This is a genomic window from Plantibacter sp. CFBP 8804 (genome assembly GCF_014841225.1).
Classification (GTDB): domain Bacteria; phylum Actinomycetota; class Actinomycetes; order Actinomycetales; family Microbacteriaceae; genus Plantibacter; species Plantibacter auratus.
In genome coordinates, this window is record NZ_JACYTU010000001.1 from 729467 (window position 1) to 751949 (window position 22483).

The window sequence follows — 22483 nt, forward strand, 5'->3', positions numbered from 1 at the left end:
ATGATGAAAACAACTCTGGCGGTCGACGCCGGCGGCACCTCGTCCCGCGCGGTGCTCGTGGACGCCTCAGGACGTCGCCTCGGTTCCGGGCGCGCGGGCGGCGGGAATCCGACGTCGTCCGGTGTGGACAGCGCTGCCACGCAGATCGCGCTTGCGGCTCGTGCCGCACTCGACCAGGCCAGGACGACGTCGTCCATACCGCCCCTCCCGTCCGGGGCGCTCGTGGTGATCACACAGGCGGGGCAGGTGTCCGACGCCTACCGCCGCGCCCTGGACGCGCACCTCGTACCGCTCGGACTCGGACCGGTCGTGATCGAACCGGATCTGCTCGGCATGTACGGCTCCGGCTCGGCGTCGCCGGACGGCGTCGTGCTCGTCGCGGGGACCGGGAGCGTCGCGGGACGGATCAGGGACCGTCTCGTCGTCCGGGAGGTCGGCGGTGCCGGCTGGCTCCTCGGCGATGGCGGCTCCGGGTTCTGGATCGCTCGGCGCGTGATCCGCGCGGTCGCCGCCGACCTCGACGGCATCGGACCCCGCACGGGACTCACCCCGCTGCTCTCCCAGGCGGTCGGGTTCACGCCGGACCCGTCTTCATCCGGTGACGCGGACCACCGCCGGTCCCCGGTACTCGACACACTCATCCGCTCGGTGAACGACGGTCCCCCCATCGCCATCGCCCGCCTGGCGCCGCTCGCCTTCCAAGCCGCGGACGACGAGGTCGCGCGGTCCATCCTCGACGCTGCCGTCGACCGCTTGGCGCTCCTCGTGGAACGGGTGCTGGCTCCGGATTCGGACCACAGAGAGAGCACGCTCGTCGTCGGCGGCAGCGTGCTCGTCGATGGACTCCTCCCCTCCGTCCCCTCAGCCGCGGAGCGCCTGTCGTCGGCTGCCGCCGGTGCCCGACTCGTCCCGGTCGCCGACGGCCTCGTCGGAGCCGCCGCCCTGGGCATCAGGATGCTGGGCGGGGACGTCGACGACGCGACCCTCAGCCGCCTGCGCGAGGACCTGGCTGCTGGGGCGACGCGGTGACGGCGGACCGGATCGCCGTCATCGGCACCGGTGCCATGGGACTGGCGCACGTCCGCGCGCTCGCCGGACTCGGTGCGGCGGACCGGATCGCCTACCTGTGCTCGGCCCGGTGGCCGAGAGCCATGCCGGAGGCACCGGCCGCACGACTCACCACCTCGGTCGACGAGGTGCTCCTGGATGCCTCCGTGGGGATCGTCGTCATCTGCACGCCGACCGACACCCATCGGGACCTCGCCGTCAGGGCACTCCGTGTCGGCAAGCACGTCCTGCTGGAGAAGCCGATCGCCCTGACGCTCGCCGACGCCCACGCGATCCTGCGGGCCGCCGACGAGTCCGGCCGGACCTTCATGGTCGCGCACGTCGTCAGGTTCTTCGGCGGGTACGAGGCGATCGACGATGCGGTGCGCGACGGCGCCGTCGGCACACCGCTCGCCGTCACGGCCGAACGGCTGAGCTCCCCCGCCGCCCCGTCACCGTGGTGGCAGGACGAGCGACGATCCGGCGGCCCCCTCGTCGACTTCGCGATCCACGACTTCGACCAGCTGAACCAGCTCCTCGGTCAGCCGCGATCCGTGTCAGCACGACGCACCGGCACCGGTCGCCCGATCGAGACGACGGTCGACTACGCCGACGGCGGCATCGGGCGCGTCCTCACCTCCATGGAGCTCCCGCCGGCCTTCGGATTCAGCTCGGCCATCGAGGTGCTGGGCAGCACCGGGCTCATCGCCCACCGATTCGTCGGTGCGTCCCCGACCCACGCACCGCCGCTCTCGGTCGACGCCCTCGGGACGGCCGCCGCGCACGGTCCCTACGACCTCGACGAGACCGACCCCTACCGACGACAGATGGCCTCATTCCTCGACTGCGTGGAGCGAGACGTCCAACCGTTCCGAGTGACCGGCCGGAGCGCCCTCGCGGCCCTGACGGTCGCGTTGGCGGCGAAGGCGTCGCTGGACGCCGGCGTACCGGTGCGAATCGCCGAACCCCACGACGCCTGAACCGTCGACACGCAGCTGGTCCGTCGTCCTGACCACGCCCATCCACCGGACAGCAGACATCCGACCTTTCGTGTTAGCCTGCCCCCGCACCGCCGTGAACCCACTCGACGATCGAAGGGCCGCCGTGACCGAGACCACCATCCCCCGACCCGACACAGCCTGGTTCGACGAGGCGAGATTCGGATTGTTCCTGCACTGGGGCCTCTACGCCCTCCCAGCACGCCATGAGTGGGTGCAGACGCGGGAACACCTCTCGGCCGAACATTACGAGCGCTACCGCGAGCACTTCGACCCCGACCGGTTCGACCCCCGCGCCTGGGCCAGGCAGGCCAAGGCGGCCGGCTTCCGGTACGCGGTCCTCACGACGAAGCACCACGACGGATTCTGCCTGTGGGACTCGGCACTCACCGACTTCACGTCCATGCACACGCCCGCCGGCCGCGACCTCGTGGCGGAGTTCGTGGAGGCCTTCCGCGCCGAGGGGCTCCGGATCGGCTTCTACCACTCGCTCATCGACTGGCATCACCCCGACTTCACGGTCGACGGCATCCACCCGCGACGGAACGACCCCGAGGCGCTCGCAGCGAACGCCGACCGGGACTGGTCCCGCTACCGGGACTACCTGCACGGCCAGGTGCGCGAGCTGCTCACCGGCTACGGCCCGATCGACTACCTCTTCTTCGACTTCAGTTACTCGCAGGGCATCGAAGGTCTGCCGGGGAAGGGCGCCGCCGACTGGGGCTCCGAGGAACTCGTCGAGATGATCCGCGGGCTGCAGCCGGAGATCCTGATCAACGACCGCCTCGAACTCCCGGGCGACGTCACCACCCCGGAGCAGTACCAGCCCGTGGTGACGCCGGTCGGTCCCGACGGCGAACCCCTCCGGTGGGAGGCCTGCCAGACCTTGAACGGCAGCTGGGGGTACGACCGCGACAACCTCGACTACAAGTCGCCGGAGCTGCTCCTGCGGATGCTCATCGATTCGGTCTCGAAGAACGGCAACATGCTGCTGAACATCGGACCGACCGCGCGCGGGACGATCGATCCGCGCGCGATCGAACGACTCGAGGTCCTCGCCGACTGGTTCGCGCTCCACGAGCGGGCGATCCGAGGATGCGGCCCGTCGGAGTTCAGCAGTCCGACCGACGTCCGATACACGCAACGCGGCGACCGGCTGTACGTGCACGTCTTCGCCTGGCCGTTCGTGCACCTGCACCTGCCCGGTCTCGGCGGCCGGGTGCGCTACGCGCAGCTGTTGTCGGACGGCTCCGAGGTGCCGTTCCAGGTGCATCGCCCCGAGCACGATCTGCCGAACCAGCACACCCAGCCGAAGGGACTCGGTCCCGACACGGTGACCCTGCACCTGCCGATCGGTGAACCCGACACCCCGATCCCGGTCATCGAGATCTTCCTCGAGCCGGGCACGACCGGAGCAGCGACGGCCTGAGGCTCCCGCAGACGAAGGAACGCCCGCCCCGACGGATCGGGGCGGGCGNTAGCGGGCGACGCTGCCGTCGACGTAGTCGTCGTCGTTCGAGGCGTTCCACGCGAAGAGCTTGCGCAGCTCGCGACCGGTTGCCTCGATCGGGTGGTCCTCGCCCTTCTTGCGCAGCTCGAGGAACTCGGGCGCGCCGGCGTCCTGGTCGTCGATGAAGCGCTTGGCGAAGGTGCCGTCCTGGATGTCCTTGAGGACCGCCTGCATGTTGGTCTTGACGCTCGGGTCGATGACGCGCGGGCCGGAGACGTAGTCGCCGTACTCAGCCGTGTCGGAGACGCTCCAACGCTGCTTGGCGATGCCGCCCTCCCAGATGAGGTCGACGATGAGCTTCAGCTCGTGGAGCACCTCGAAGTAGGCGATCTGCGGCTGGTACCCGGCCTCGGTGAGGGTCTCGAAGCCGTACTGGATCAGCTGCGAGACGCCACCGCACAGGACGGCCTGCTCGCCGAAGAGGTCGGTCTCGGTCTCCTCGGTGAAGGTGGTCTTGATGCCACCGGCACGGAGGCCACCGATCGCCTTGGCGTAGGACCAGGCGAGCGCCCACGCGCCACCGGTCTCGTCCTTCTCGACGGCGACGATGACGGGGACGCCGCGGCCGGCCTCGTACTCGCGACGGACGGTGTGGCCCGGGCCCTTCGGGGCGACCATGAAGATGTCGACGCCCTCAGGAGCCTCGATGTAGCCGAAGCGGATGTTGAAGCCGTGGCCGAAGACGAGCGCCTTGCCCGGAGCGAGCTGGTCCTTGATGGACTCGGCGAAGATCGTGCGCTGGTGCTGGTCCGGAGCGAGGATGACGATGACGTCGGCCCATGCGGAGGCGTCGGCGACGTTCTTGACGGTGAAGCCCTGCTCCTCGGCCTTGGCGATCGACTTCGAGCCGTCCTTCAGGCCGACGACGACCTCGACACCGGAGTCGCGGAGGTTGAGCGCGTGTGCGTGGCCCTGCGAGCCGTAGCCGATAACGGCAACCTTCTTGCCCTGGATGAGCGACAGGTCTGCGTCCTGGTCGTAGAAAATCTCAGTCACTGGTGGTTCTCTCCTTGGTTGTGGTTTCGCAATATGCCGCAGATGCGACTAGTTCTTGAAGACGCGTTCGGTGATGGACTTCGAGCCGCGCCCGATGGCGAGGAGACCCGATTGGGCGATCTCCTTGATGCCGTAGGGCTCGAGCACCTTGAGGAGCGCGGTCGTCTTCCCGGAGTCGCCCGTGACCTCGATCACGAGGGCGTCGGTCGCCACGTCGACGACGCGGGCCCGGAACAGGTTGACGGCTTCCAGCACTTGGGAACGGGTGGAGTTGTCGACGCGGACCTTGATGAGCAGGTGCTCACGCTGGACGGACTGCGCCGGATCCAGCTCGACGATCTTGATGACGTTGATGAGCTTGTTCAGCTGCTTCGTCACCTGCTCGAGCGGAAGTTCCTCGACGTCGACGACGACCGTGATCCGGGACAGACCCTCGATCTCGCTGTGGCCGACCGCGAGGCTCTCGATGTTGAAGCCCCGGCGGGCGAACAACCCGGCGACGCGGGTCAGCAGACCGGGCTTGTCCTCGACGAGGAGGCTCAGGACGTGGCTGCTCATGCTCAGGCCTCCTCATCGAACGACGGACTGTGGTCCTTGGCGTACTGGACGTAGCTGTTGCTGACACCCTGCGGCACCATCGGCCACACCATCGCGTCGGCACTCACGACGAAGTCGATGACGACCGGACGGTCGTTCGTCTCCAGGGCGAGCTTGATGGCGGCGTCGACCTCCTCCTCCTTCGTCACGCGGATCGCGAGGCAACCGTAGGCCTCGGCCAGCTTGACGAAGTCGGGGATGCGGATGGTGTCGTGCCCGGTGTTCAGGTCGGTGTTCGAGTAGCGACCGTCGTAGAAGAGCGTCTGCCACTGGCGGACCATGCCCAGCGAGGAGTTGTTGATGATCGCGACCTTGATCGGGATGTTGTTGATCGTGCAGGTCGCGAGTTCCTGGTTGGTCATCTGGAAGCAGCCGTCGCCGTCGATCGCCCACACGTGGCGATCGGGCTGGGCCACCTTGGCGCCCATGGCCGCGGGGACCGAGTAGCCCATGGTCCCGGCACCGCCGGAGTTCAGCCAGGAGTTCGGACGCTCGTACTTGATGAACTGCGCCGCCCACATCTGGTGCTGGCCGACGCCCGACGCGAAGACGCCCTCCGGACCGGTGATCTCGCCGATGCGGGAGATCACGTGCTGTGGCGAGAGCAGACCGTCGGTCGGCTCGGCGTAGCCCAGCGGGAACTCCTCGCGGAGACCGTCGAGGTAGGACCACCACTCGGCGATGTCTGGAGTGACCTCGCGGGCGGCTGCCTCGAACGCCGACTGGAGGTCGACGATGACGTCCTTCGCGTCGCCCACGATGGGGACGTCCGCGATGCGGATCTTCGAGATCTCGGCCGGGTCGACGTCCACGTGGACGACCTTGGCGTTCGGCGCGAAGAGCGAGGCCTTGCCGGTCACGCGGTCGTCGAACCGGGCACCGAGCGACACGAGCAGGTCGGCCTCCTGCAGCGCGAGCACCGCCGGGACCGTGCCGTGCATACCGGGCATGCCGAGGTGCTGCGTGTGCGAGTCGGGGAACGCCCCGCGAGCCATGAGCGTCGTCACGACCGGAGCTCCGGTCGCCTCGGCCAGCGCGAGCAGTTCCTCGGAAGCCTTGGAGCGGATCACGCCGCCGCCGACGTACAGCACCGGCTTCTTGGCGTTGACGAGCAGCTGCGCAGCGGCCTGGATCTGCTTGCCGTGAGCCTTCGTCACCGGACGGTAGCCGGGCAGGTCGACCTTCGGCGGCCAGATGAACGGCGCCTCGGCCTGCTGGGCGTCCTTCGTGATGTCGACCAGCACCGGTCCGGGACGGCCGGTGCCCGCGATCTCGTAGGCCGCGGCGATGGCCGCCGGGACCTCCTCCGGGGTCTTGACGAGGAAGGAGTGCTTCGTGATCGGCATGGTGATGCCGACGATGTCCGCCTCCTGGAACGCGTCCGTGCCCATGAGGGTCGAGAACACCTGACCGGTGATCGCGACCATCGGCACCGAGTCCATGTAGGCGTCGGCGATGGCGGTGACGAGGTTCGTCGCGCCGGGGCCGGACGTCGCGATGCACACGCCGATCCCGCCGCCGGCGGCCGCGTATCCTTCGGCCGCGTGGCCGGCGCCCTGCTCGTGTCGGACCAGGATGTGACGGAGCTTCGTCGAGTCCATCAGCGGGTCGTAGGTCGGCAGGATCGCGCCGCCGGGCAGACCGAAGATGTCGGTGACCCCGAGGAGCTCGAGCGATCGGACGATCGCCTGGGCTCCCGTCAGGATCTCCGGTGCGGCCGGGGCCGCAGGTGTTCTGGGATGAGGCACGGGTTGGGATTCCGTGGGCATGATGATTCCTTCAGCGATGAGATGCACGAACGAGATGCTCGGTTATCCCGTGATCGCGCCCTCCGCTGCGGAGTGCACGAGACGAGAGTACTTTGCGAGAACGCCACGGGTATAGCGCGGGGGAAGAGGCGCCCAGCCGTCGCGGCGGGCTTCCAGCTCTGCTTCGTCGACGAGTAGGTCGAGCGAGCGGCCAGCGATATCGACCCGTATGAGATCACCATCGCGCACGAAGGCGATTGGACCTGCGTCCACCGCTTCGGGTGCTATGTGGCCGATGCACAGTCCGGTTGTGCCGCCTGAGAATCGACCGTCCGTCAACAGTAGTACATCCTTGCCGAGTCCGGCGCCCTTGATGGCGGCCGTGATCGCGAGCATCTCGCGCATTCCCGGCCCACCCTTCGGGCCCTCGTAGCGGATGATGACGACGTCGCCCTTGTTGATCTTGCCCTCGGTGAGCGCGTCCATGGCTCCGCGTTCACGTTCGAAGACCCGCGCCGGTCCTTCGAAGACCTCGGCGTCGAAGCCTGCCGTCTTCACGACGGCGCCCTCGGGCGCGAACGACCCCTTGAGGATCGTGATGCCGCCGGTCGCGTGGATCGGGTTGTCGAGCGTGCGGATGACCGTGCCGTCGATCGGGTCGGGGTTGATGTCGGCGAGGTTCTCGGCGACCGTCTTGCCGGTGACCGTGAGGCAGTCACCGTGCAGCAGACCGGCGTCGAGCAGCGCCTTCATGACGACGGGGACGCCGCCGTGACGGTCGACGTCGTTCATGACGTACTGGCCGAACGGCTTCAGGTCGCCGATGTGCGGCACCTTGTCGCCGATGCGGTTGAAGTCGTCGAGCGTGAGGTCGACCTCGGCCTCGCGGGCGATCGCGAGCAGGTGCAGGACCACGTTCGTCGATCCGCCGAATGCCATCGCGACGGCGATGGCGTTCTCGAACGCCTCCTTCGTCAGGATGTCGCGAGCGGTGATACCGAGTCGGAGCATGTTGACCACGGCTTCGCCCGAGCGGTGCGCGAAGTAGTCGCGACGGCGGTCGGCCGAGGGCGGCGATGCCGAACCCGGGAGGCTCATGCCGAGCGCCTCGGCGACCGACGCCATCGTGTTGGCCGTGTACATCCCGCCGCAGGCACCCTCGCCCGGGGCGATGGCGCACTCGATGCGCTTCAGGTCCTCTTCGCTCATGTTGCCGGCCTTGCAGGCCCCGACCGCCTCGAAGGAGTCGATGATCGTGACCTCCTTCTCGGTACCGTCGGAGAGCTTGACCCAACCCGGCGCGATCGATCCGGCGTAGAGGAAGACCGAGGAGAGGTCGAGCCGCGCGGCGGCCATGAGCATGCCCGGCAGCGACTTGTCGCAGCCGGCGAGCAGGACCGTGCCGTCGAGGCGCTCGGCCATGACCACGGTCTCGACGCTGTCGGCGATGACCTCGCGCGAGACGAGCGAGAAGTGCATGCCCTCGTGGCCCATGGAGATGCCGTCGGAGACGGAGATGGTACCGAACTGCAGCGGGTATCCCCCGCCGGAGTGCACGCCCTCCTTGGCACCCTGCGCGAGGCGGTCGAGCGAGAGGTTGCAGGGCGTGATCTCGTTCCACGAGCTCGCGATGCCGATCTGGGGCTTGTCCCAGTCCTCGTCGCCCATGCCGACGGCGCGGAGCATGCCGCGCGAGGTGGTCGCCTCGATCCCGTCGGTGACGGCACGACTGCGTGGTTTGATGTCGATCTCTGGCATTTTAAGAGTCTACGGCTTCCTTGTTGCTTCGATATTCCGCGAGCATGCCGAGGACGCGCGCGATCTCGGAGGGTCCTTCGACCCTGAAGTCGGCGGCGGTCACGCCGGTGCCGCTCTTCACCCCGAGGTCGCCGGGGCCGAGTGCGCCGAACGCGTCCTCGTCCGTGACGTCGTCGCCCGCGTAGAACACGGCATCTGCTTTGGTGTACCGCCGGAGGTGTTCGACGGCTTCGCCCTTGGTCGCGCTCCTGAGCGAGAACTCGAGGACGTTCTTGCCCTCTCGAACCGTCAGGGCGCCGAACTCGTCCTTGGTGTGGGCGAGTGCTTCGAGGTGGGCGATCCTGGAGTCTTCTTCACTGGCGAGCCTCGTGTGCAGGGCGAACCCTGCCGGCTTCCGCTCGATCCAGACATTATCGTAACCCTCCGCGACGTCCTGGAGAATCCGTTGGAGGGTCTCCCGCTGTTCGCGTTCCTCGTCGTCGAGGGCGAGGGCGTCGTCGGGGTTGTCGAGACGGATCTCGACGCCGTGCGAGCCGGCGAACAGGGCGTGGTCGGGCAGCTCGGCCACCGCCACGAGACTGTCGATCGCGCGCCCGGACACGAGTGCGACGCGCGTCCCTGGCAGGTCCATCAGCGCCAACACGGCCTTGCGAGCCGCGGGCAGCGCGCGCGCCTGGTCCGGGTCGTCGACCTCGGGTGCCAGCGTGCCGTCGAAGTCCAGGGCCACCAGGAGCTTCGGGACGTCGGCCAGGCGGCGGAGTTCCGCACGCAGTCCGAGGGGAAGCCCCCCGAGGGTGTCGGTGGGCTCGTCGGTGATGCTCATGACTGGGTGGTGCTCCCCTGCTCGATGGTCGGTGACTGGTCGCGCACACGCTGCAACTCGTCGAGGAAGGACGCCGACCACCGCGCGACGTCGTACTCCATGACGCGCTTGCGCAGCGCCCGCATGCGCCGACCACGCTCGGCCTTCGTCATGTGCACGGCCTGGAGGATCGCCGACTTCATCCCCTCGATGTCGTGCGGGTTGATCTTGAGTGCCTGCTTCAGCTCGTCGGACGCGCCGGCGAACTCGCTCAGCACGAGGACGCCGTCGTTGTCGTAGCGAGCGGCGACGTACTCCTTCGCGACGAGGTTCATGCCGTCGCGCAGGGCCGTGACGAGCATGACGTCGGCAGCGAGGTAGAGGGCAGCCATCTCCTCGCGGGGGTACCCGTGGTGCAGGTACTGGATCGCGGTGTGGCCGATGGTGCCGAAGTCGCCGTTGATCCGGCCGACCGTCTGCTCGATGTCGTCGCGGAGCTGACGGTACGTCTCGACGCGTTCGCGGCTGGGGCTGGCGACCTGGACGAGGGTGACGTCCTCGACCGCGAGCTTGCCCTGTGCGAGGAGTTCGCCGAAGGCCTTGAGTCGGTGCCCGATGCCCTTGGTGTAGTCGAGGCGGTCGACGCCGAGCATGATCGTCTCCGGGTTGCCGAGCTCCTCGCGGATCTGCTTGGCACGGGCGATGATCTCGGGGCGCTGCGCGAGGGCCTGGTACCCCTTGCTGTCGATCGAGATCGGGAAGTGCCGGGCGATCACCGTGCGGTACGGGGCGCCGCGCTTCGAGGCGACCGGAGCCGCGTCCGTCGTGACCGACACGAGTGCGGCATCGAGCGGGACCTGGATCGCGGCCCCCTTCGTCTCGTACCCGAACAGGCGGCGGACCGCCCGGGAGAAGTTGCCCGCGTCCGCGACGCGCTGGAAGCCGATGACGTCGGCGCCGAGCAGTCCCTCGATGATCTGGCGTCGCCATGGGAGCTGCGAGTAGATGCCGTAGGCCGGGAAGGGGATGTGGTTGAAGAAGCCGATCGTGAGATCGGGTCGCAGCTCACGCAGGATCTTCGGCACGAGCTGCAGCTGGTAGTCCTGCACCCAGACCGTCGCGCCGTCGGACGCGGCCGCTGCGGCCGCCTCCGCGAACCGTCGGTTCACGGCGACGTAGGAGTCCCACCACTCGCGGTGGTAGCTCGGCGGAGCGATGACGTCGTGGTAGAGCGGCCAGATGGTGTCGTTCGAGAAGCCCTCGTAGTAGCGGGCGATCTCGTCCTCGGACAGTGGGACCGGGATGATCCACATGTCGTCGTTGTCGAACGGCTCGATCTCGAGGTCGGCCGAGCCGGCCCACCCGATCCATGCGCCGTCGGCACCGCGCATCACGGGTTCGAGGGCGGTCACGAGTCCACCGGGTGAGGTCCGCCAGCTCTCGGCACCGTCTGCATCGACGACGCGGTCGACCGGCAGCCGGTTGGATACCACGATGAAGTCGAAGGTCGACGCTGATCCGCCGTCAGGCGCGGAATATCTGGTGATGATGGCCCTCCCGGGGTACTCGGGTTCGCTGTTCAGGCTAGCAGCGTTCCGCATGGCGAAACCGCGTGTTCAGACGGCGAGCATATGCTTGCGCTGATGATCCGCCATGGCATGAGCACGTCCTGCGTCTACCCGCTGGGAACCCGGCGCGCGTTCGAGTTGGCCGCCGAAGCCGGCTACGACGGCGTCGAGGTCATGGTCACCCAGGACCGCGTGACGCAGGACGCCGACGCCCTCCGCGCCCTCGCCGCCGAGACCGGGCTGGACATCCTCTCGATCCACGCGCCGGTCCTGACCCGGACCGCGTTCGTCTGGGGCCGCGACCATCGGGAGAAGCTCCGCCGCTCGGCTGAGCTCGCCGTCGCCGTCGGGGCGTCGACCGTCGTCGTCCACCCGCCGTTCCGGTGGCAGCGGCGCTATGCCAACGCCTTCGTCGACCTCGTCGCGGAGCTGACCGAGACGCACGGACTCGAGCTGGCCGTCGAGAACATGGCGTGCTTCCAGAGCCGCGGGCTCCGGGTGCAGCCGTTCGCCTTCGGGTACGACCCTGCCCCACTCGCCTGCGCCGCTCTGACGCTCGACTTCTCCCACGCGGCCCTCGCGGGTGAGGACTCGCTCGAGATCGCGACCCGCTACGGCGGTCGCCTCCGACACGTGCACCTGTGCGACGGGACCGCTCCGTCGCCGCGGGGCGCCTTCCTCGACGAGCACCTCCTCCCGGGCGACGGTGAGCAGCCGGTCGCCGAGGTCCTCGAGCTGCTGCGCGCGGCGGACTGGTCGGGAAGCATCGTCGCGGAGGTGCACCTGCCCGCGACGCGTGGCGACGAGCTCCGCCTCACCCAGCTGCGCGCCTCACTGGCCTTCGCGAAGCGCGCGTTCGCTAGCACAGGCGAGAACCCGAAGGAAAGCCCGGATGCGGGGGGCCTCCCCTACCGGCTAGCGTGAAGTCATGCGCAAATTCCTCTTCAACGGCAGCATGATCTCCACGGTCTTCGGCGGGATCTCCGCCCTCCAGGCGACCCGACAGGGACCACGGGACTGGAAGCTCGCCCTCCTCTGGGTGAGCTGGGGCATCTCGCTGGCCCTCGCGATCAGCTCGGTGCTCGATGACAGCAAGCAGGCCGAGATCGGCCGCTGAGGTCGCGCCACCCGCGCTACCACGACCGCCCGGAAAACCCGAGAATTGGGGCGCTCGCCCGCGTGTCTCCGCGTCGTTCCGCGCCTGGTGATCGACAATGAGGGCAGTCCAGCCTCACGGATGATCCGCTTTCGATGAAGGGCCCGCCATGTTCGGTCGCCGACGCCACGCAGCACCAGTCTCCGCATCGAAGCTGACCGAGAAGCAGCTGTTCGACCTCGTCCACGCTCGACTGGCCAGCGAACTCGGCGCCAACGGCGCCTGGGTGCTGTCGCGCCGCACCCCGAGCTCCGGCGACGAGATCTTCCACGAGGTGTATGCCCAGCAGCTCGCTCACGAGATCGCGACGGACATCGACCTCGAGCAGGCAGCGGTGACGGTTCGTGCCGAGGCAGCTCCGGCACGTGGATGGCGCCTCTGGTCGCGCGGCCAGGAGGAATCCGCGGTCGACGCCGCCGACGAGGTCGAGGCCGTCGAGGTCATCGAGCCGACCGTCGCCGAGAAGCCTGCCGCCATCACCGAGACGATCGACGCGCCGTCCGAGGCGCAGGCCGGTGACGACCACCCCGAGGCGGCGGCAGAAGACACCGAGCCGACGCTCGTCGAGCGAACCCTCCTCGAGCCGCAGCACTACCCCATCACCGTCTGGGCCGAACCCGAGTTCATCGACGCGAGCCTCGTCAACCCGGTGCCGGCCCGCCGCAGCTCGGTCGCCTGACCGGCAACGCACCTCGAGAACGGCCGTCCACTCCGGTGGGCGGCCGTTTCGTCGTACCGGGCCACTGAGCGGGCATGACGCCTCATCGAACCCGAATCGATGAGGCGCCACGGCGCTGGTGGGCACGAATGCCCGACCGTCGCTCTGCTCCGCACGGTGGGGTGACCACGCGGAGGCTTTCATCGGCAACGGCAGGACCCGATCCCGCCATGCTGCCGACCCTTCCAGGGTCTCATGCCCGAGCCCCACTCCGTCCCGATGACGCGAATCGGACGGGAGCTGTCGCGAAACACTCATGAAGCGTTTCGTCGGGCCGCAGGCGCGAACGCGAACCGAGCCGAAACGCAGAACGGCCCCGTCCGAAGACGAGGCCGTTGCTGGTGTGGTGCACCCCCCCGGACTTGAACCGGGAACCCACTGATTAAGAGTCAGTTGCTCTGCCAATTGAGCTAGAGGTGCGTGGTTTCGGAGTGTTCCGAACCGAGATATGACACTAGCACCCAACTGGCCCGGGTGCGAAATCGAGCCGGTCGGCGTGTCGCGAAGGCACGTCGCCGACCCCTCGAGCGTCGTTCGATCAGGCCCGCGCGACCCTATCCTGGAGAGGTGACCGAACCCGTGACCGTCTCCCCCGCCGACCTCGATCTCGCGCTCCGACTCGCCGACGCGGCCGACCGCATCGCGATGGACCGCTTCGAGGCTCGCGACCTCGAAGTCTCCACCAAGCCGGACCGATCGCACGTCACAGACGCCGACCTCGCCGTCGAACGCGCCATCCGCGGCATCCTCGAGACCGAGCGTCCGGACGACGGCGTGTTCGGCGAGGAGTACGGCGCGCAGGGCCCGACGGATCGACAGTGGATCATCGACCCGATCGACGGGACGGCGAACTTCCTCCGCGGTGTCTCGAACTGGGCGACGCTCATCTCCCTCGCCGTCGACGGCGTGCCTGTCGTCGGCGTTGTGAGCGCACCCGCCATGCACGCCCGCTGGTGGGGTGCCATCGGGCACGGTGCGTGGGGCATCCGGTTCGGCGAGACCACCCCGCGCCGGCTGTCCGTCTCGGGGGTCTCCGACCTCGCCGATGCGTCCTTCAGCTTCCAGAGCATCGCGCAGTGGGCCTCGGTCGGACGGATCCCCCAGCTGCTGGCCCTGTGCGGCTCGCTGTGGCGCGATCGGGCCATCGGTGACATGTGGCCCTACATGCTGCTCGCCGAAGGCTCGATCGACGCCGTGGCCGAATTCGGCGTGCAGGAGTACGACCTGGGCGCCCACGTGCCGATCGTCCTCGAGGCGGGCGGTCGCTTCACGGACATCGACGGCATCGAGACCATCTCCACGCGGAGCTCCCTCGCGACGAACGGGCGCCTGCACGACGCCTTCCTCGCCGAGCTGCCACCCGTCGGCTGACACGAGCGCACGGCACCGCGCAAGCCCGCCGAGCGGGATCCGGCCGCGTCGTACGCTGGGCGGATGGTACGACTGAGGCGCAGCGACGTGAACGGACAGGGCATCCGACGGGTTCGATCCGGGCGCGGCTTCAGCTATCGGTTGCCGGACGGTTCGCTCCTCGACGATCAGGAGATCCGGGCACGGATCGACGGCCTGGTGGTCCCTCCCGCGTGGAACGAGGTCTGGATCACCCCGTACGCGAACGGGCACATCCAGGCGACCGGGATCGACGCGGCCGGGCGACGACAGTACCTCTACCACCCGTCGTGGCGCGAGCGTCAGGACCGGAGCAAGTTCGACCGCGCCCTGGCCCTCGCCGAGGCCCTCCCGGCCGCGCGAGGTCGGGTCACCCGGGACCTCCGGCTCGAGGGGTACCCGCTTGCACGGGTGTCGGCCGGCGCGTTCCGCATGCTCGACACCGGCTCCCTGCGCGTGGGCGGCGAGCAGTACGCGGAGGCCAACGGCAGTCACGGCCTGTCGACCCTCGAGGGTGCGCACGCTCGCGTGAGCGGCGACACCGTCGCGCTGAAGTTCCCGGCGAAGAGCGGACAGCCTTGGGAGTCCGACATCGTCGACGCCGACCTGGCCTCGCTCATCCGCTCCCTGAAGCGCCGTGGACCGCACGCCCGCCTCCTGGCCTGGAAGGACGGGAACCGCTGGCGTCACCTCCAGGCGAGCCAGATCAACGACTACGTCCGGGCGCAGACGAACGGCGAGTTCACCGCGAAGGACTTCCGGACGCTGCACGGCACCGTCGCGGCCGCGGAGAGCCTGGCGAAGGCCGGACCCGTGCAGAGCAAGACGGCACGCTCGAAGGTCCTCGCACAGGCCATGCGTGACGCAGCAGCGGTCCTCGGTAACACCCCGGCGATCGCGAAGTCCAGCTACGTCGACCCGCGGGTCGTCGATCGCTACACGCATGGCGAGACGATCCCACCGGACGGTCGCGGCTCACCGGAGACGGCGCTGCGCGTCCTGCTCGTGGGGACGGACGACCCGTCCTAGCCGTGGTCCTGGTCGTGGGACTCGGTGCCCGCGTCGCGCGGCGCTCCGTTCCCCGCGAGGTACCCCTCGACATCGGACTCCGGGATGAGCTGCAGCCCTCGCGGGGTGTGCGATGAATCCGAGAGGACCTCGAGCCACGCACGGTTGAGTTCCGGCGGGCGGCTCCCGAAGAAGCGGAACTGCAGCGGGATACTCGGGGACAACCACAGCGAGCGTCGTCCGGAACCGTGCTCGGGATCGTTCGCCCAGCTGAGGAAGAAGCTCTCCTGGCGGCGCAGCTTCGCCCCGATGACGGCCTTCAGGTGCGCGAGCGCGCGGTCTTCGATCTCGTACTCGTCGCCGGACCCGTAGATGAGCATTCCCATGGGGACATTCTGCCGCTATTCGGGCGTGTGGCCGGGATGTCGTTCCTCGCCGAGTTCTTCGCGTCCCGCGAGCTCGTCGCGGACGAGGACGGCCTCGTCGAAGTTGCCGCTGCGGTAGGCCGCCCGAGCGACCATGTGCGCGGAGATCGGCGCGGTGAGGCTCTGGAACACGATGATCGCGATCGCGATGGTGATGGTCCCGACCGTCGGGCTCGAGACGGCGACGTCCGCCATGATCGCGATGAGCCCGAGGATCTGCGGCTTGGTCGCCGCGTGCAGGCGGGACAGCACATCGGGGAAGCGCAGCAGGCCGACGCCGGCGGTGAAGCACATGATCGCCCCGACGAGCACGAGGGCCCCGGTGACGATGTCGCGGATCAGCTCGCCGGTCATGCGTCGTCCTGCTTCGACATGAAGCGGGCGACGCTGACCGAGCCGACGATCGCGAACATCGCGAGCGCCAGGAGGACCGGCAGGCCGTCCGTGTGACGGTTGATCGCCATCTCGGCCCCGATCGCACACATGACGGTGGCGACGAGCACGTCGGAGGCGATCACGCGGTCGAGGAGGCTCGGCCCGCGGATGATCCGGTAGACCGCAGCAAGCGCCGCGGCACCGAACAGCACGGAGACGATGACGATCACGACGAGCATCACTGCCCCCTTCCGATCGAGACGTGGTCATGGTCGTGGCGGAGGGCGTCCGCCTCGGCGCGGGAACCGATCGCGAGGATGAGCCGTCGCTCCGTTCCGAGGACTTCGGCGATGACCTCGTCGATGTCGGCGTCGTCATGCACGTTCAACGCGTGCAGGTAGAGCGTCGAGGCCGTGCGGTCGAGGTCGACCACGATCGAGCCGGGGACGATCGAGACCGCCTCGGCCGTCCAACTCATGATGAGGTCGGAGGTCGTGCGCAGACGGACCGCGATCACCGCGTTACTGGAGCGGAACCTCGGCTTGAGGACGAGCCACGCGATCTCCGCACTCGCCCGCACGATGTCGACGAGGAGCTTGCCCAGGAAGATCGCGGTCCGCCAGAGGTTGATGCGGCCGCTCAGCTCGACGGCCGGCAGGTAGAACAGGAACGACACCAGCAACGCGACCCCGAGGCCGGTGACGAGGGTGAGCAGGTCGAACATCCCCCAGAGGAGACACCAGAGCAGGATGAGTCCGGCCAGGAGGAGGGCCTGGCTGAACAGGGCGCGACGACGTGACGGTTGCATTACTTCAGGTGCTCCGTTCCGTCGGGGAAGACCGCGGTGATGTAGTTGTCCGGGTCCTCGATGTTCTCCGCCGCGCGCGTGGCCAGTCCGAAGAGCGGCCCCGCGAAGACCGTCAGGGCGAGCGTCAACGCGACCATGCCGGTCGTGGCGCCGATCATCGGGCGCGAGATGGTCTTGGTGTCGACCGAGCCCGAGTCCTCGGGGCTCTCCGCGAGCTGGTCGAGCAACGGCGAGGAATATCCGGCGACCTCGTCCTTCCCACGCCAGAAGCCCATGTTCCACACGCGCGCCAGGGCGTACAGCGTCAGGAGCGAGGTCGCGGCTCCGGCGGCGATGAGGATGTACGACAGCGGGTCGCCCAGGGCGACACCCGCCTGGAACAGCCCGATCTTGCCGAGGAAGCCCGAGAACGGCGGGATACCGCCGAGGTTCATCGCTCCGATGAAGAACAGCACACCGACGATCGGCGAGGCCTTCAGGATGCCGCCGAGCCGGGAGATGGAGGTCGTCCCGCCGATCCGCTCGACGAGACCGGTGGTGAGGAACAGCGTGGTCTGGACGACGATGTGGTGGACGATGTAGTAGATCGTCGCGGCGGTCCCGGCGACCCCGCCGACGGCGATCCCGAAGATCATGTAGCCGATGTGGCTCACGAGCGTGAACGACAACAAACGTTTGATGTCGGCCTGGGCGACCGCGCCGAAGATGCCGATGAGCAGGGTCAGGAAGGCGATGACCATCAAGGGTGTCGCCAGCGGCACGTCCTTGAAGATGAGCGTGTCGGTCCGGATGATCGCGTACACACCCACCTTCGTCAGCAGGCCCGCGAACACCGCCGTGACCGGCGCCGGCGCGGTCGGGTAGGAGTCGGGCAGCCAGAACGAGAGCGGGAACACCGCAGCCTTCACCGCGAACCCGAGCAGGAGTGCGGCGCAGAGGATCGCCTGCACCTCCATCGGCAGGTCGCGCACGCGGTCCGCCACGAGGGCGATCGTCACCGTGCCCGTCGCGCCGTAGATGAGGGCGATCGCGGCGACGAAGAGCAGCGACGACATGAGGCTGATGACGATGTACGTGACACCGGCGCGGATCCGCGCTCCCGTGCCGCCCAGGGTGAGGAGGACGTAACTGGATGCGAGGAGCATCTCGAAGCCGACGTACATGTTGAAGAGGTCGCCCGCGACGAAGGCGTCGAACAGCCCGGCCGCCAGGACCAGGTAGGTCGGGTGGAAGATCGACACCGGCGTCTCCCGGTCGCCGTCGACGATGCCCTGACCGATGGCGAAGATGAGGACGCCCAGCAGCATCAGGGCGGCGACGAGCAGCATGATCGCCGACAGTCGGTCGACGACGAGCACGATCCCCCACGGCGGGGACCAGCCGCCCAGCTCGACGACGATCGTGCCGCTCTGGTCGACGGCCGCGAGCAGGATCGCACTGATCACGGTCACCGCGGTGAGCGCGATGACGCTGATCGCCACCTGCGTCTTGCGGCGGTTGCGGAACATGAGCGCGATCGCCGAGCCGATCAGCGGGATCATGACCACGAGCGGGACGAGTGCGTTCATTCGCCTGCCCCCTTCCTGGTCGTCTTGCGATCGTCGCCGTGCTCGTTGCTCTCGTCGAGGACCCGTTGGATGGCCTCGTCGTCCAGGTCGACCTGGTTGAAGACCGCCTCGGTCGCCGCCTCCGTGTCGTCGGCGTGCTCGTCGCTGAGGGTGTCGCCCTCGTCGCCGAGTTGTGCCAACCACCAGGTCCGGTAGATGAGCGCCAGGATGAAGGCGGTCACGCCGAAGTTGATGACGATGGCCGTGAGCATGAGCACCTGCGGGACCGGGTCGACCATGCGGTCGTCGGAGGCGGTGCCCGTGACGAGCGGTGCGGTGCCGCTCGGGCCGCTCATGATCAGGATGAGCAGGTTCGTCGCGTTGCCGACGAGCACGAACCCGATGAGGAACCTGGTGAGGCTCCGCTCGAGCATGACGTACACCCCGGTGCCGTACATGACGGCCATCAGGACGACGAGGGTCAGAGAGGCGCTCATCGTTCGGCCTCACTCGCCGAGAACTCGTCCGTACTCTGCTCGTCGATGTCGGCTTCCTCCTGTTGACGGTCGACTTCGGCCCCGAGACTGCGCAGGATGTCGAGCGCCAGTCCGACGACGACGAGGTAGACGCCGATGTCGAAGATGCTGGACGTGCCGAACGAGAGGTGTCCGAGGATCGGGACGTCGGCCGAGAAGTACGCGGACTGGAGCGCCTCGCCGCCGAAGAACAGGGAACCGACGGCCGTCCCCACCGCGAGCAGCAGCCCGACGCCGAGCACCTTGCCCGCGTCGATCGGCACGGCTTCGCCGAGCTCGTAGCGTCCGCCGGCGAGATACCGCATCACGAGCGCGAGGCCGGCGAGCAGACCACCGGCGAAGCCGCCGCCCGGCTCGTTGTGGCCGACGAAGAGCAGGAAGACGGAGACGACGATCGCCGGGTGGAAGAGGAGCCGCACGAGGACCTCGAGGAGGATCGAACGGTTCGCCTCGGCGATCGCCCGGCCACCGATGAGCCATGAGTGCCGCCCCACCGCATCGCGAGGCGCCTCCATCTCGCTGTCCGCGAGGTGGGGGTCGGACACGACCTGGGATCGGAGGCCCGGGATACGTCGGCGCCGCGCACCGCTGAGGCGCGGGACCTCGGCGCCCCGCTGTGAGACGAAGAGCAGGCTCGCGATACCGGTGGCCACCACGACGAGCACGGAGATCTCCCCCATGGTGTCCCAGGCTCGGATGTCGACGAGCATCACGTTGACGATGTTCTTGCCGTGGCCCTCCTCGACGGCGAGCCGGGGCAGCTCGGTCGCGATGCTCTCGGCCTGTCGCGCGCCCAGGGCGATGACCCCGATGAGCCCCATGACCAGGCCGGTCAGCGTCCCGATGACGACCCGACGGACGCGGTGGACCGGGGCGTTGCGCTGGGCGATCTTGGCCGGGAGTCGGCGGAGCACGAGGACGAACACCACGATCGTGATCGTCTCGACGAGGGCCTGGGTCAGCGCGAGGTCGGGAGCGCCGTGCAGGGCGAACAGCGCCACGAGCCCGAAACCGGTGACGCCGACGAGCAGCACGGCGGCCATGCGCTGCTTCGCCCGGGCGGCCGCGATCGCCGCGGTCGCCATGATGAAGGCGATGGCCACCTGGGCGGGATAGTCCCACAGCCGGATCTCGCTCGGCCAGGCACGCCCGAGGAGGGCGATCGTGCCGAGGGTCAGGACGAAGACCACGAGGATGGTGGACAGGTACTGGACGAGCCCGCCGCGCTGGGCGAACAGGGTGACCTTCGCGGAGAGCCGGTCGATGCCCTGGGTCGCCGCCCAGTAGCCCTTCGAGGAGTCGATGAGGGGTGGCAGGCGGTCCTGCAGACGCGCGACCGGGAGCCTCCAGCGGAAGAGCAGCAGACCGAGCAGCACCACGACGGCCGAGATGCCGAGCGCCGGCTCGAGGCCGTGCCAGAGCGCGAGGTGGTAGTCGCCCTCCCCCACGGAGTCCGCGTACGGCGCGAGCACCGTGTCGATGGGCTTCGTCGCGAAGCCGAGGGCGATGGTCGCGACGGCGAGGATGCCCGGCGCGATCATGATTGTTCCGGATTCGGCATGCAGTTCGGTCGGCGCGGCGCCGCGTCGGTCTCCGAAGGCGCCCCAGAGGAACCGGGCGCTGTACGCGACGGTCAACACGGACCCGACGGCAGTGCCGATGATCGCGACCCAACCCCACACGTCGCCCTCGAGCGCGCCCTCCAGCAGTGAGGTGAAGACGGCCTCCTTCGCGACGAACCCGAAGAGCGGTGGGATACCGGCCATCGACGCGACCGCGATCGCCGCGATGACGGCGAGCACCGGCGTCTGACGCCCGAGACCGGAGAGGTGCCGCCAGTCACGCGTCCCAGCACGGTGGTCGATGATGCCGACGACGAGGAAGAGTGCCGCCTTGTAGATGGCGTGGGCGAGCAGGAGCGCGACGGCGGCCAGGGCCGAATCACGGGTGCCGTACCCCGAGATGACCATGAGGAACCCGAGTTGGCTCACCGTCCCGTAGGCCAGGACCAGCTTGAGGTCGTACTGACGCAGCGACCGCCAGGCCCCGGCGACCATGGTGAGGACGCCCAGACCGACGAGCATCGCGTCCCAACCCGGGGTGTCGGCGTAACCGGGAGCGAGTCTCGCGACGAGGTAGATCCCCGCCTTCACCATCGCCGCAGCGTGCAGGTATGCGCTCACGGGCGTCGGTGCGGCCATCGCGGCCGGCAGCCAGAAGTGGAACGGCACGAGCGCCGACTTCGAGATCGCGCCGACGAGGATGAGGAGGATGGCGACGGTGGTCGCGGGGCCGGTCAGACCCTGCTCGACGATCGAGGCGAGCGAAGTGCTCTGCGCCTGCACGGAGATCATGATGACGCCCACGAGCATGACGAGCCCGCCGAAGGTCGTCACGAGGAGCGCCTGCAGCGCGGCACCGCGACTCTCCTTGCGATCGGTGTAGTGCCCGATCAGCAGGTAGGAGAGCACACTCGTGATCTCCCAGAACATGAACATGACGATGATGTCGTCGGCGGTCACCAGGCCGAACATCGTGCCGGCGAAGGCGAAGAGGAGCGCGGCGAAGCGACCGAGGCCGGGCTCGGTCGACGAGAAGTAGCGGCCGCAGTAGAGCAGCACGAGGGCACCGACGCCGGTGACCACGAGGGACAGCAGCCAGGCGAGCGTGTCCATCCGGAACGAGAGCGCGATGCTCAGCTGCGGGATCCACTCGATCGTCTCGACGACCGTTCCGCCGGACGTGACCGTGCCGGTCTGGAAGAGCGCCCAGACGAATGCCGCCGCGGGCATACACGCGATGACGTAGAAGACCTTCGTCGACAGCACTCGAGTGAGTGTGGGCGTGGCGACGGCGATCGCAGCAAAAACTAGCAGGATTGTCGCCATGCAGGTCTCCCGGGTGGTGGCGGCCTCTGGACTCCCAGGTTAGCAGCCCGTCGGTACCCCTCCGACCCCAGGAACGACGACAGGCCCCCGCCGAAGCGGGGGCCTGTCGTCGACTCGGCAGCGTGTGACAACGTCCGGAGTGGAGATGGGGGGAATTGAACCCCCGTCCACTGCTGTGATTCTGCGCCTTCTACGGGCGTATCCCTTAAAATGTTCTACTCGGCCCCGACCATTGACAAGGGCATCTTGGTCGACGGGCCCAGCCGAAGAAAAGTCCCGGATGACGTCGCGGCTCCGTCATCCAGCAAGTCCCCTAGATGACGCCAGGATCCGAGACGGGGACACGCTCGGTCTGACGGACTATCGGGCTCGCTTAAGCAGCGAGGGCGAAGTCAGTGCGCTTAGAGTTGGCACTTGTTGTTTTGCAGAGATCGTTAACGAGATAACCCTGCATCCTCGACCCGCTTCTCGCAGTTTCGCAGGCAATGTCGAAACCGATCATCCCCATGGACTCAGCGCCTCGGAGAACGAGGCGAAGAGGGTCGTTGTCACACGCTGTCGAGTTGTCAATCCACCGCGAACGGTGAACGAGCACCTTGCGGTGCAGCT

Annotated in this window: 20 protein-coding genes, 1 tRNA gene, 1 other RNA gene and 1 pseudogene; 8 read left to right on the forward strand and 15 right to left on the reverse strand. The window is 68.3% G+C overall.

Annotated elements, in window-relative coordinates:
• Positions 1 to 3 precede the first annotated feature (3 nt).
• The 3 genes from IFU11_RS03425 to IFU11_RS03435 all read left to right on the forward strand — a co-directional run bounded on the left by IFU11_RS03425 (position 4) and on the right by IFU11_RS03435 (position 3474).
• Entirely contained in the window at positions 4 to 1029 is a 1026-nt protein-coding gene (locus tag IFU11_RS03425; protein WP_192018161.1) for an N-acetylglucosamine kinase, read from the forward strand.
• Positions 1026 to 2027 (forward strand): Gfo/Idh/MocA family protein, encoded by a 1002-nt coding sequence (locus IFU11_RS20690; protein ID WP_192018162.1) that lies wholly within the window; start codon positions 1026 to 1028, stop codon positions 2025 to 2027. Before IFU11_RS03425 ends, IFU11_RS20690 begins: the two co-directional genes overlap by 4 nt.
• A gap of 124 nt (positions 2028 to 2151) precedes the next feature.
• Positions 2152 to 3474, forward strand: coding sequence for an alpha-L-fucosidase (locus tag IFU11_RS03435; protein ID WP_371742711.1), 1323 nt, complete (start codon positions 2152 to 2154; stop codon positions 3472 to 3474).
• A 49-nt stretch (positions 3475 to 3523) separates the two neighbouring features.
• On the opposite strand, the pseudogene ilvC reads toward IFU11_RS03435, so the two are convergent.
• The 6 genes and pseudogenes from ilvC to otsA form a co-directional block, all read right to left on the reverse strand.
• Positions 3524 to 4551 (reverse strand): annotated as a pseudogene (gene ilvC / locus IFU11_RS03440) (ketol-acid reductoisomerase); the annotation flags it as partial.
• 48 nt (positions 4552 to 4599) lie between these two features.
• Complete coding sequence (ilvN, locus tag IFU11_RS03445; RefSeq protein WP_064296248.1) at positions 4600 to 5109, reverse strand: acetolactate synthase small subunit; 510 nt, start codon at positions 5107 to 5109, stop codon at positions 4600 to 4602.
• Positions 5110 to 5111: 2 nt separating this feature from the next.
• The gene (locus IFU11_RS03450; RefSeq protein ID WP_085510581.1) at positions 5112 to 6917 is read right to left on the reverse strand and encodes an acetolactate synthase large subunit; all 1806 of its coding nucleotides are present in this window, start codon (positions 6915 to 6917) and stop codon (positions 5112 to 5114) included.
• A gap of 42 nt (positions 6918 to 6959) precedes the next feature.
• Positions 6960 to 8654, reverse strand: coding sequence for a dihydroxy-acid dehydratase (gene ilvD, locus IFU11_RS03455; RefSeq protein ID WP_064296246.1), 1695 nt, complete (start codon positions 8652 to 8654; stop codon positions 6960 to 6962).
• Position 8655: 1 nt separating this feature from the next.
• On the reverse strand, positions 8656 to 9477 hold the full coding sequence (gene otsB / locus IFU11_RS03460; protein WP_192018163.1) for a trehalose-phosphatase: 822 nt from the start codon (positions 9475 to 9477) through the stop codon (positions 8656 to 8658).
• Entirely contained in the window at positions 9474 to 11057 is a 1584-nt protein-coding gene (gene otsA / locus IFU11_RS03465) for an alpha,alpha-trehalose-phosphate synthase (UDP-forming) (RefSeq protein WP_085510580.1), read from the reverse strand. The genes otsB and otsA overlap by 4 nt, the downstream gene beginning before the upstream one ends.
• A 57-nt stretch (positions 11058 to 11114) precedes the next feature.
• On the opposite strand from otsA, the gene IFU11_RS03470 reads away from it, so the two are divergent.
• From IFU11_RS03470 to IFU11_RS03480, 3 genes are all read left to right on the forward strand, one after another.
• Positions 11115 to 11948 (forward strand): sugar phosphate isomerase/epimerase family protein, encoded by an 834-nt coding sequence (locus IFU11_RS03470; protein ID WP_244631623.1) that lies wholly within the window; start codon positions 11115 to 11117, stop codon positions 11946 to 11948.
• Between the two features lie 4 nt (positions 11949 to 11952).
• Positions 11953 to 12141 carry a hypothetical protein gene (locus IFU11_RS03475; RefSeq protein ID WP_079705603.1) on the forward strand — a complete coding sequence of 63 codons (189 nt, stop codon included), beginning with the start codon at positions 11953 to 11955 and terminating at the stop codon, positions 12139 to 12141.
• Positions 12142 to 12289: 148 nt separating this feature from the next.
• The gene (locus tag IFU11_RS03480) at positions 12290 to 12859 is read left to right on the forward strand and encodes a hypothetical protein (RefSeq protein WP_192018165.1); all 570 of its coding nucleotides are present in this window, start codon (positions 12290 to 12292) and stop codon (positions 12857 to 12859) included.
• Between the two features lie 383 nt (positions 12860 to 13242).
• On the opposite strand, the gene IFU11_RS03485 is transcribed toward IFU11_RS03480, so the two are convergent.
• A tRNA-Lys gene (locus IFU11_RS03485) sits at positions 13243 to 13318 on the reverse strand.
• A 147-nt stretch (positions 13319 to 13465) separates the two neighbouring features.
• Here IFU11_RS03485 and IFU11_RS03490 point away from each other — a divergent pair.
• The gene (locus tag IFU11_RS03490; RefSeq protein ID WP_229938626.1) at positions 13466 to 14269 is read left to right on the forward strand and encodes an inositol monophosphatase family protein; all 804 of its coding nucleotides are present in this window, start codon (positions 13466 to 13468) and stop codon (positions 14267 to 14269) included.
• Between the two features lie 63 nt (positions 14270 to 14332).
• On the forward strand, positions 14333 to 15316 hold the full coding sequence (locus IFU11_RS03495; RefSeq protein ID WP_192018166.1) for a DNA topoisomerase IB: 984 nt from the start codon (positions 14333 to 14335) through the stop codon (positions 15314 to 15316).
• Here the strand turns inward: IFU11_RS03495 and IFU11_RS03500 are convergent.
• The 8 genes from IFU11_RS03500 to ssrA all read right to left on the reverse strand — a co-directional run bounded on the left by IFU11_RS03500 (position 15313) and on the right by ssrA (position 22380).
• Positions 15313 to 15681 carry a DUF7882 family protein gene (locus IFU11_RS03500; RefSeq protein WP_137241917.1) on the reverse strand — a complete coding sequence of 123 codons (369 nt, stop codon included), beginning with the start codon at positions 15679 to 15681 and terminating at the stop codon, positions 15313 to 15315. The two genes, IFU11_RS03495 and IFU11_RS03500, sit on opposite strands and share 4 nt — an antisense overlap.
• 15 nt (positions 15682 to 15696) lie before the next feature.
• Positions 15697 to 16074: a monovalent cation/H(+) antiporter subunit G gene (gene mnhG / locus IFU11_RS03505; protein ID WP_192018167.1), complete on the reverse strand. Its 378-nt coding sequence runs from the start codon at positions 16072 to 16074 to the stop codon at positions 15697 to 15699.
• Positions 16071 to 16334: a monovalent cation/H+ antiporter complex subunit F gene (locus IFU11_RS03510; protein WP_192018168.1), complete on the reverse strand. Its 264-nt coding sequence runs from the start codon at positions 16332 to 16334 to the stop codon at positions 16071 to 16073. The genes mnhG and IFU11_RS03510 overlap by 4 nt, the downstream gene beginning before the upstream one ends.
• The gene (locus tag IFU11_RS03515) at positions 16334 to 16903 is read right to left on the reverse strand and encodes a Na+/H+ antiporter subunit E (RefSeq protein WP_192018169.1); all 570 of its coding nucleotides are present in this window, start codon (positions 16901 to 16903) and stop codon (positions 16334 to 16336) included. The genes IFU11_RS03510 and IFU11_RS03515 overlap by 1 nt, the downstream gene beginning before the upstream one ends.
• On the reverse strand, positions 16903 to 18471 hold the full coding sequence (locus tag IFU11_RS03520; protein WP_079002188.1) for a Na+/H+ antiporter subunit D: 1569 nt from the start codon (positions 18469 to 18471) through the stop codon (positions 16903 to 16905). The genes IFU11_RS03515 and IFU11_RS03520 overlap by 1 nt, the downstream gene beginning before the upstream one ends.
• Positions 18468 to 18947 (reverse strand): NADH-quinone oxidoreductase subunit K, encoded by a 480-nt coding sequence (locus tag IFU11_RS03525; RefSeq protein WP_137241919.1) that lies wholly within the window; start codon positions 18945 to 18947, stop codon positions 18468 to 18470. Before IFU11_RS03525 ends, IFU11_RS03520 begins: the two co-directional genes overlap by 4 nt.
• Positions 18944 to 21874, reverse strand: coding sequence for a Na+/H+ antiporter subunit A (locus IFU11_RS03530; protein WP_192018170.1), 2931 nt, complete (start codon positions 21872 to 21874; stop codon positions 18944 to 18946). Before IFU11_RS03530 ends, IFU11_RS03525 begins: the two co-directional genes overlap by 4 nt.
• A gap of 137 nt (positions 21875 to 22011) precedes the next feature.
• Positions 22012 to 22380: a transfer-messenger RNA gene (ssrA, locus tag IFU11_RS03535) on the reverse strand.
• Positions 22381 to 22483 lie beyond the last annotated feature (103 nt).